A 6,873-nucleotide genomic window follows, 5' to 3' on the forward strand; every position below is an offset into this window, starting at 1 on the left:
AGCCCTTCTTTTTCTCACTCCGCTTAAAAGTGCCTTGTAGCGTCTTAGGGCATAGATTCATGTTGTTGTTTAAAGCTTCCTACCTTCTGTGAATTAGACTACTCTGCTTAGAATGGCATCCTAGCGTCTGTCAATGTATCGATGACTATATAGGAAACAGTCAATTGGGATAGGTAATCATAAGTAGTTGCTGGTGCTCTTTTCTCTTAGCAGGAACGAGGTGTTATGTACTCATTCTCAATTAGACTCTGAGATATTTCGATGTCTCGCTCGGGGAATAAGTATATCAAAGCCGCTCATAGCTTGATTGTTAATTTCAAGGCTTCTTAAATCTAATTGAGAATAGCCCTAATATAAGGGTTAATCGATGATGTAGTGTCTGCGCTTAAATGCCGTTCTAAAGGGTACAAGTTTAATTAGCACCCTTTATTCACTGAGAGACTTCTAACAACTTAGAGAGGTGTTTATGTAGGTCTGGTAGTGAGTGATTGAGTCGGAGAGTGTTGGGCCGTCTCCCTTTTCCTTATTTATCATGAGATAATGCTCTTGTCCCACGATTACCTTCTATAAAGACCGCCCATACCGCCATCAACCCTATATCACACTCCAGGCTCCATGTCACCCTTTACATATCTATACCGTCACTACACACTTATAGCTCAAAGATTGCCTTTAGTTCTCTTCTCTTGTTCAATCATCCACTGGCATATCATACATATCTAAACCATTTATATAATACTTTCCGTTAATGATGTCTACTGTCTCCGCTATCTCAATCGGACTACCATCTTCATTAGTCTCCTCTACATAGGGTTTCTTAGGTTGAGGTTCTATGGCTTCTATAATTGGGAGGTCTTCAGTCTTTTCTATATCCACTACGTCTTTCATCTGCCGGAACTTAGCAAACTCATTGGCTAGTTCTACGCTAAGAGGATTGTTTGCCTCTACTCTATCCGAAGTTACTTCTACCTTAGTAGTTGTCTTCCCTAAGCTTCTGTCTAGCAAGTAGGTTAATGCTCCTATCTTAGCTCTGACATCGCCTTTCTTGTCTAAGGCTATTCGGCTGAGTTCTTCGAGATATGTCTGAGTATTGTTTAGACAGTAATTCTCAGCATTGGTCATCATATATTCTTTTCTCAGAGCCATGGCATTCTTGAACTCTTTATTTCGTAACCATAAATATATCGTCTCTCTACTGACGTTACACTTGGTTGCTATGACCGTCTTCTTCTCCCCTATGATTAGAAGACCTATTGCCCTTTCCTGTTCAACGGAGAGTCCCATTTGATTCACCTACTTTTACATGGCTGTGGTTAGCATTTCTTCTATTCTAGAGACAATAAGTTTCCGTACCTTTACGTTTTTACTCTGAAAAGGCATATACATTGTCCCAGTTGATTCATATTGTTTAACAATCCTATTTTTGCTCTCATGATTAACGACTAAGGTATTCATTGCATGGTTTGATTCGATATGGTAAGCGATAACATAAAAGGCTCTGGCTTCTTCAATAGAATCTTGCCATGTAACGCCAGTGAGTCTTTGTTTTGCCACTTGTTTAGCCTCTTTCCTCTTCTTGACTATCTTCCATAATACGATCTGCCTCTTCACACTCAGCACCCTTTAAATGGATACAGTTAGTACAATTTATCTTGGTATCGTTATTAGCAAAAGAATCGACAAAGGCATTACACATTAGATTCATCCTTTCAAGATAGACCCCAATCCATAGTTGGAGCCGGGCTCAAAGTTGAGCCCGGCTCCAATATAGCAGATACAGATCACCTCCTATGTCTGATAGGTATCCTCAGGGCAATATTCATACTGCTCCATCTGTAGTCGTATGTCTTGCTTTATCATATTCAATCAAATAAAATCAGTGGTAAGAAATTTATGCCCTTTCTCAGAAAGGATGTTTGGAATGTCTAATGTTACATCAAGACAGTCGTTTGGTAAGCTCTTTATTGATAATAAAAAACCTATTATCTTACCTAGTGAGGTTTATAAGGACTTACACTTAGATGACGAGGGTAAGATCTTTGAGGTAATCGTTGAGAATGGCAGAGTTATCCTTGAGCCTAAGTTTACTGTACCCAAAGACGAAGAATGGTTTTGGAGTGCCGAATGGCAAGCAGGAGAGCGTGAGGCCGAGGAGGATATTAAGGCTGGCCGGGTATCTCCTATGTTTGATAATGCGGAAGATGCTATTAAATATTTGCATAGTGTGGAACATGATGAAGATTAGATTAACTTGAACGTTTCATTCTTGCTTATGTCTTATAGGCTCACACTGCCCCATCTGCGGCCTGTATTGATTCTGCTTATCTGAGTATTCTTCACGCCAAACGTATTAGCGATTATCCATTGTCTAACGCCCATCTGAAGTAACCTCTTGATTTTGACAACGTCATCCGTGGTAAGAAAGCTGTGTCCGTTACCTTCGCCAGATTGCGCTGCCTTCATCTTAGCGGTGTCTATGACCCTGCCCGTTCGCCTTGCAATCTGTTCCTTATTGATGACCTTCCAACCGTCAATGGCCTCGCAGTACCCGATAAAGTAGTTCTCTCTTGCGTTCAAGCTCGAATCCTTATAGCTCTCTTCAAGGATCTCAAACCGGATTCGGTTTCGGTCTAAGTTCCATGCAATTTGGAGTTCAGGATAGTCATGACGATTACCTCGGAACTTCGCTAAGTGATTACTCCACCGCTTCAAAATGTTAGTGCTTGCTCCAACGTATACATTGCCTGTGAGAGTATCTTCGATTTTGTAGATGCCTGAAATGATTGTTTCCATGTTGATACACATCCTTAATTCGTTTTGTTACGATGGGACTCGGCGATGTTTGCACCTGTCCTTAAAATCATTACTTAGTTTTCTTACTGGTGTCAGGCTTGGTGAAATATAGACTCCATAGGACTTGAAGCTGTCTCACAATCTCTTCCTCAGTCAACGGTTTCGTCATCCGTATACTTATTAACGTCTTCATCTTCGTCAGTGATTTTAGAAGTGAACTCTGCTGTCGCGCCACATTCTGGACAGCTAAATGTGGCTACGATGCCATCTCCTTCGATACCACAGTCATCGAACGCGAAGTCACTGCTCCATCTAAGCTCCGTACAACAAAAGTAGCAATCAGGCATTGTCCAGACCTCCTAGCTTCTCAGTTTCTTAGTTTCTTGACTGTCAATCTTGTACTGGTCGATCCTGTTCCGCAGTGGAAGGCTGTTAGCGAATCGGAATATATTCCGACTTGTGCAGTCCTCGTCAGGCGCAAGGCCACGAAGGATGAATCCTGACATCATTAAATATCCTGCTAGTCTTTGGGACCTTATATAGAACCATTTAAAATCGTAAGTTTTCTCAGTTGATGTTTCTTCCATTTCTAATTGCCTCTTCTCATAGCTTGTTTAATGTTCTCACCCATTCGTTGCGATAGCGTTTAAACTCACGTTCCATAGCCTTATACTGTGCATAATTAATCAACCAACGGACAAGGTACGATACCAAGGCCAGGTTAATGAGTATCAGCATCAAATAATAAAGTGTAAGCATTAGCTTTCAGCTCCATTTGATTGATATATAACGAGGGTTGTTACCCTTCAATTTCAAAAAGAGAGCACCACCCATGGCTGTAGGTAGTGCTCAGTAGGAGGCCTGCCATCTTACGATGACAAAATTATCAAAAGCCTATCGGCGATTTGGCATTGTTAATTCAACGAACCTTAGAAACGAGTGCCTTGATTATGTCTAGCTTCACATCAGCCAGAATACGCTTACCATGAAGGAACATCGAAATAGAGCATTCACTCAAATCACAGTATCCTGCGACGAAGTTCTGGCGCACCCCATTATTGATGATATAGTCTTTGAGCTGTATTCTTATGGCTTCGGTTTGCTCATCGAATACAACTGTTTTATTCATGTCGTAAAGCATGTTTATCTTTCTCCTTTGATTTAATTGGCCCTATTCATTTAATAGCCTTGCTAAAGAATTCTTACTGTGACAAACCACAGGTTCTCTTCATAGTGCGTCAGGTGTTTAGGCCTCTTAGGTGTTGTACAGTTCATACAAAGGATTCAACATAGAAAACACCCTCTAGATGTAACATAACGGTACATCTGAGGGTGTTTTAGAATCGAACATTTTTGACTTATATTGCTTTCTTCGAGGCTCTGAGGGCTTTGGCCTTCGCCTTGTTTGCTTCTACAGAGCAAGGCTTACAATATTTTTGATTGTTCTTGATTTGCTTGAACCTTGCTCCACATTGGCATAAGAAGTAGCCCTTATCTAGTGGATTCTCAATGTTGTGTTTGATCGCATCCAATATCACATCACCAAAGGCTGTCATTAAAGCTGTTCGTTTGGCGGTCTTATGTTTGGTGAAAGAGTGAACGACTATTTGGTCTACGATCTCTTCTAATGAAAGTTCAGGGAAAGCATTAACCATATCTTTTCTGAGCTGAGAATAGATTTGACCAGCAATCAATGAATTAGGTTGATCTGATACCATGAAGGCTTGTGTCTTAGCCTTGTCGAGCTTGTCATACAATTCAACGACTTCAGGTGTCGCGATGGCGTCCTTGTCGTGAAGCAGTGTCTTGTAATCGAACTTCCCTACTTGGCTGAAGTCGTACCGATAAGGGGTAGGGATATCTTCGATCTTCTTACATAGCCGATTCATGAGGGAGTCATTAATCGGTTCAACTTTCTTTTTGGGATCATCGTATTTTAAGTAGTAAGGGAGGTCGGCTCCATTGACTCCCTTGAGCAAGTCTTTAACTCGTTTATCGAGTGTTGGGAAGTAGCCTGTCTTAGCAACATCGATTGAGAGGTTATTTAAGAAGGTGAGCAGTTGAGGTACTTGGAGGTTGCCATGTTTTGCTTCATCTGAGTTGTAGAACTTGCTCAACTTATTACTCCATGTTCCGATTGAACCATGTTTGAAGGTAAGTTTAAGGCTAGTCCAGATATTATCATTCGTGATTTGCTCTAACTTGCTCTTTCCTGCTGAGTAGCTGAGAGGCAGGACACCGTCCATGGATCGTTTCGCGGCATTGTATAAAAACTCTTGGTTAGATACCAGAAGGTGATCACCATCCACATCAAACATCAGCACCTTGGAGCAAAGGGAGAAGCTTGAGGTCATGATGGCTTTCGTTGGATTCCAATGTTTTGTGTCGGAATTGACAACGTTCTTTGCACAAACATGCTCTAAATATAAGGCAGGGCTTCGATTGAGTAGTAAGTTTTCTTGGTCTTGGAATACTGAGCAACTAACTTCATCCCCTTGGAGTAAGCATTCGTCTGTGTGAGCAATTTCATGATTCAACCAACCGCCCATGTCAGGGATAACGTAGGTGTTGACCGATCCTTTGATTCTGATTTTACCCATTGATGCTTGATAACGCATTGAATGGATACGGTCTTTCAAAAGCTGTTTCGTTGAGTAATCTTGCAACATCTCAGGATAGAGCATTAATGCTTCCTGTGAAAGGCTCTTATGCTTGTTCTGTGGAGTCGCACCATGGAGAGCTAACATCGTGTCACGCTGGCTGTATGCGTCTGTCAGTTGATTTCTAACAGGGGTGATGAGTTGTTCAAGTTCTTTCTCAGTCATTGAGATCATACTTTGGAGGAATTGGTAGTTTGTTGAGCCAGTTCTCATGTGCTCCTCTTCTTCGTTACAGATGTTTGCGGTGCAGTGGTTGGTTTTATATTTTGTCTTGTAATCATTCCATGAAGAATAGTATTTTGACATCTTGAACATCGAGGCACTGAACACTACGTCTACGTCTCTAAGGTCATGTATATCGCCGTAGATATCCGGAATCATGTAGTTGCCACTCTCGGCACACTTGTCTAGGTAAGGGGTACTCACAAGCAATCCTTTGAAGAAGGGCAATCTTACTTGGAGGTTCTTTTTGGAGAGCGAAGGATTAATCCATCCTGCGCCATCCGAATGTACGATAGTATTCTGAACCATGACTGAAGGGGTCACTATGAAGTTACCTAGGGTGGTAGGGTCTTCTGAGATGACATCCATAAGGCCTGTAACCGTGGTTGACCAATCTGGTATCACAATGGCTCGGTCAATGTCGAACTCAGGCCATGGGTCTGATGCGGAGAACAACAAGGCACTGTAGGCTAAGAGTTTTGGTAACACGATGCCACCCTTGAAGTCAATATCTTCATGAGTAATTCCACACAGAAGGGATGCTGAATGCTTCTTATAGATCCGATCATTGATATACGTCAACTTCTTATCTCTCATGCCACCAGCAGTTGCGGTGTAGAAGCTATAATGTTCACCGTTGAAGTCAAAACCTGATTTCATGAGGTGTTGGGCTACTACATAGTTCGTGATTTGGAATGAGAAGATGTCAGTCGTTGTTTCGTTAGCCACAAGACCAAGAGTTCTCGTAAAGGAGCTGGCGAAGATCCGATGTTTCTTAGAGGTTTTGGTCAGTGCTTCTGGCTTTAGTTCTCTGGGAATGTTGGAATCGGCAGAGTCTAAACAATAAGTTAAAGCTTTCTCGGCTATCTTCTGTTCAACGAGAAGGGCCTTGTACGCGGAGTTCTTGTTAAGAAGGTCAGTATACTCAGGTGAAGCTATTACCTTGACTGAGGCTGTCTCCTGCTCTGTTACAAAGCGTTTAACGAACCGTGAAGCGTACTGTTGATTCATGAGGTCTTCTGAACTTGTAAAGGTATACTTGAACTGCTTGGTTTGACTGAGAAGGTTAAGTAACTCGTACTGCTTAATGGCGTTGATGTTTAACTGGATGTCAGACAAGATTCTGCAAATAGTTTGTTCCTCTGTTGTGTAGAGGTCTTCTTGTTGGATAGCGTAGATGTTTACTTGATCTTTCATT

8 protein-coding genes are annotated in these 6,873 nt (G+C 41.7%); 1 reads left to right on the forward strand and 7 read right to left on the reverse strand.

The window, feature by feature from the left end; translation table 11 throughout:
* Positions 1-690 precede the first annotated feature (690 nt).
* Both DSOL_RS25145 and DSOL_RS25150 read right to left on the reverse strand, forming a co-directional pair.
* Positions 691-1,284 carry a hypothetical protein gene (locus DSOL_RS25145; protein WP_075367450.1) on the reverse strand — a complete coding sequence of 198 codons (594 nt, stop codon included), beginning with the start codon at positions 1,282-1,284 and terminating at the stop codon, positions 691-693.
* A 15-nt stretch (positions 1,285-1,299) separates the two neighbouring features.
* Positions 1,300-1,554 carry a hypothetical protein gene (locus DSOL_RS25150; protein ID WP_075367451.1) on the reverse strand — a complete coding sequence of 85 codons (255 nt, stop codon included), beginning with the start codon at positions 1,552-1,554 and terminating at the stop codon, positions 1,300-1,302.
* A gap of 367 nt (positions 1,555-1,921) precedes the next feature.
* Here DSOL_RS25150 and DSOL_RS25155 point away from each other — a divergent pair, with 367 nt between their 5' ends.
* Positions 1,922-2,245, forward strand: coding sequence for an AbrB/MazE/SpoVT family DNA-binding domain-containing protein (locus DSOL_RS25155; protein ID WP_075367452.1), 324 nt, complete (start codon positions 1,922-1,924; stop codon positions 2,243-2,245).
* A gap of 32 nt (positions 2,246-2,277) precedes the next feature.
* Here DSOL_RS25155 and DSOL_RS25160 read toward each other — a convergent pair whose 3' ends face one another.
* The 5 genes from DSOL_RS25160 to DSOL_RS25180 form a co-directional block, all read right to left on the reverse strand.
* Complete coding sequence (locus tag DSOL_RS25160) at positions 2,278-2,793, reverse strand: GIY-YIG nuclease family protein (protein WP_075367453.1); 516 nt, start codon at positions 2,791-2,793, stop codon at positions 2,278-2,280.
* A 149-nt stretch (positions 2,794-2,942) separates the two neighbouring features.
* A complete protein-coding gene (locus tag DSOL_RS25165; RefSeq protein ID WP_075367454.1) occupies positions 2,943-3,140 on the reverse strand; it encodes a hypothetical protein in 198 nt (65 codons plus the stop codon).
* A gap of 256 nt (positions 3,141-3,396) precedes the next feature.
* Positions 3,397-3,552, reverse strand: a complete 156-nt coding sequence (locus DSOL_RS28275; RefSeq protein WP_170871620.1) for a hypothetical protein — start codon at positions 3,550-3,552, stop codon at positions 3,397-3,399.
* A 160-nt stretch (positions 3,553-3,712) separates the two neighbouring features.
* Entirely contained in the window at positions 3,713-3,934 is a 222-nt protein-coding gene (locus DSOL_RS25175; protein ID WP_075367456.1) for a hypothetical protein, read from the reverse strand.
* A 217-nt stretch (positions 3,935-4,151) separates the two neighbouring features.
* Positions 4,152-6,873, reverse strand: a 2,722-nt coding sequence (locus DSOL_RS25180) for an RNA dependent RNA polymerase (protein ID WP_075367457.1), incomplete at its 5' end; no start/stop codon positions are given.

This window comes from Desulfosporosinus metallidurans (assembly GCF_001936615.1).
Classification (GTDB): domain Bacteria; phylum Bacillota; class Desulfitobacteriia; order Desulfitobacteriales; family Desulfitobacteriaceae; genus Desulfosporosinus; species Desulfosporosinus metallidurans.

Bases quoted from the DNA above. Each gene is read 5' to 3' on its own strand.
- DSOL_RS25145 (WP_075367450.1), bottom strand. From the start codon at position 1,284: ATGGGACTCTCCGTTGAACAGGAAAGGGCAATAGGTCTTCTAATCATA.
- DSOL_RS25155 (WP_075367452.1), top strand. From the start codon at position 1,922: ATGTCTAATGTTACATCAAGACAGTCGTTTGGTAAGCTCTTTATTGAT.
- DSOL_RS25160 (WP_075367453.1), bottom strand. From the start codon at position 2,793: ATGGAAACAATCATTTCAGGCATCTACAAAATCGAAGATACTCTCACA.
- DSOL_RS25165 (WP_075367454.1), bottom strand. From the start codon at position 3,140: ATGCCTGATTGCTACTTTTGTTGTACGGAGCTTAGATGGAGCAGTGAC.
- DSOL_RS28275 (WP_170871620.1), bottom strand. From the start codon at position 3,552: ATGCTTACACTTTATTATTTGATGCTGATACTCATTAACCTGGCCTTG.
- DSOL_RS25175 (WP_075367456.1), bottom strand. From the start codon at position 3,934: ATGCTTTACGACATGAATAAAACAGTTGTATTCGATGAGCAAACCGAA.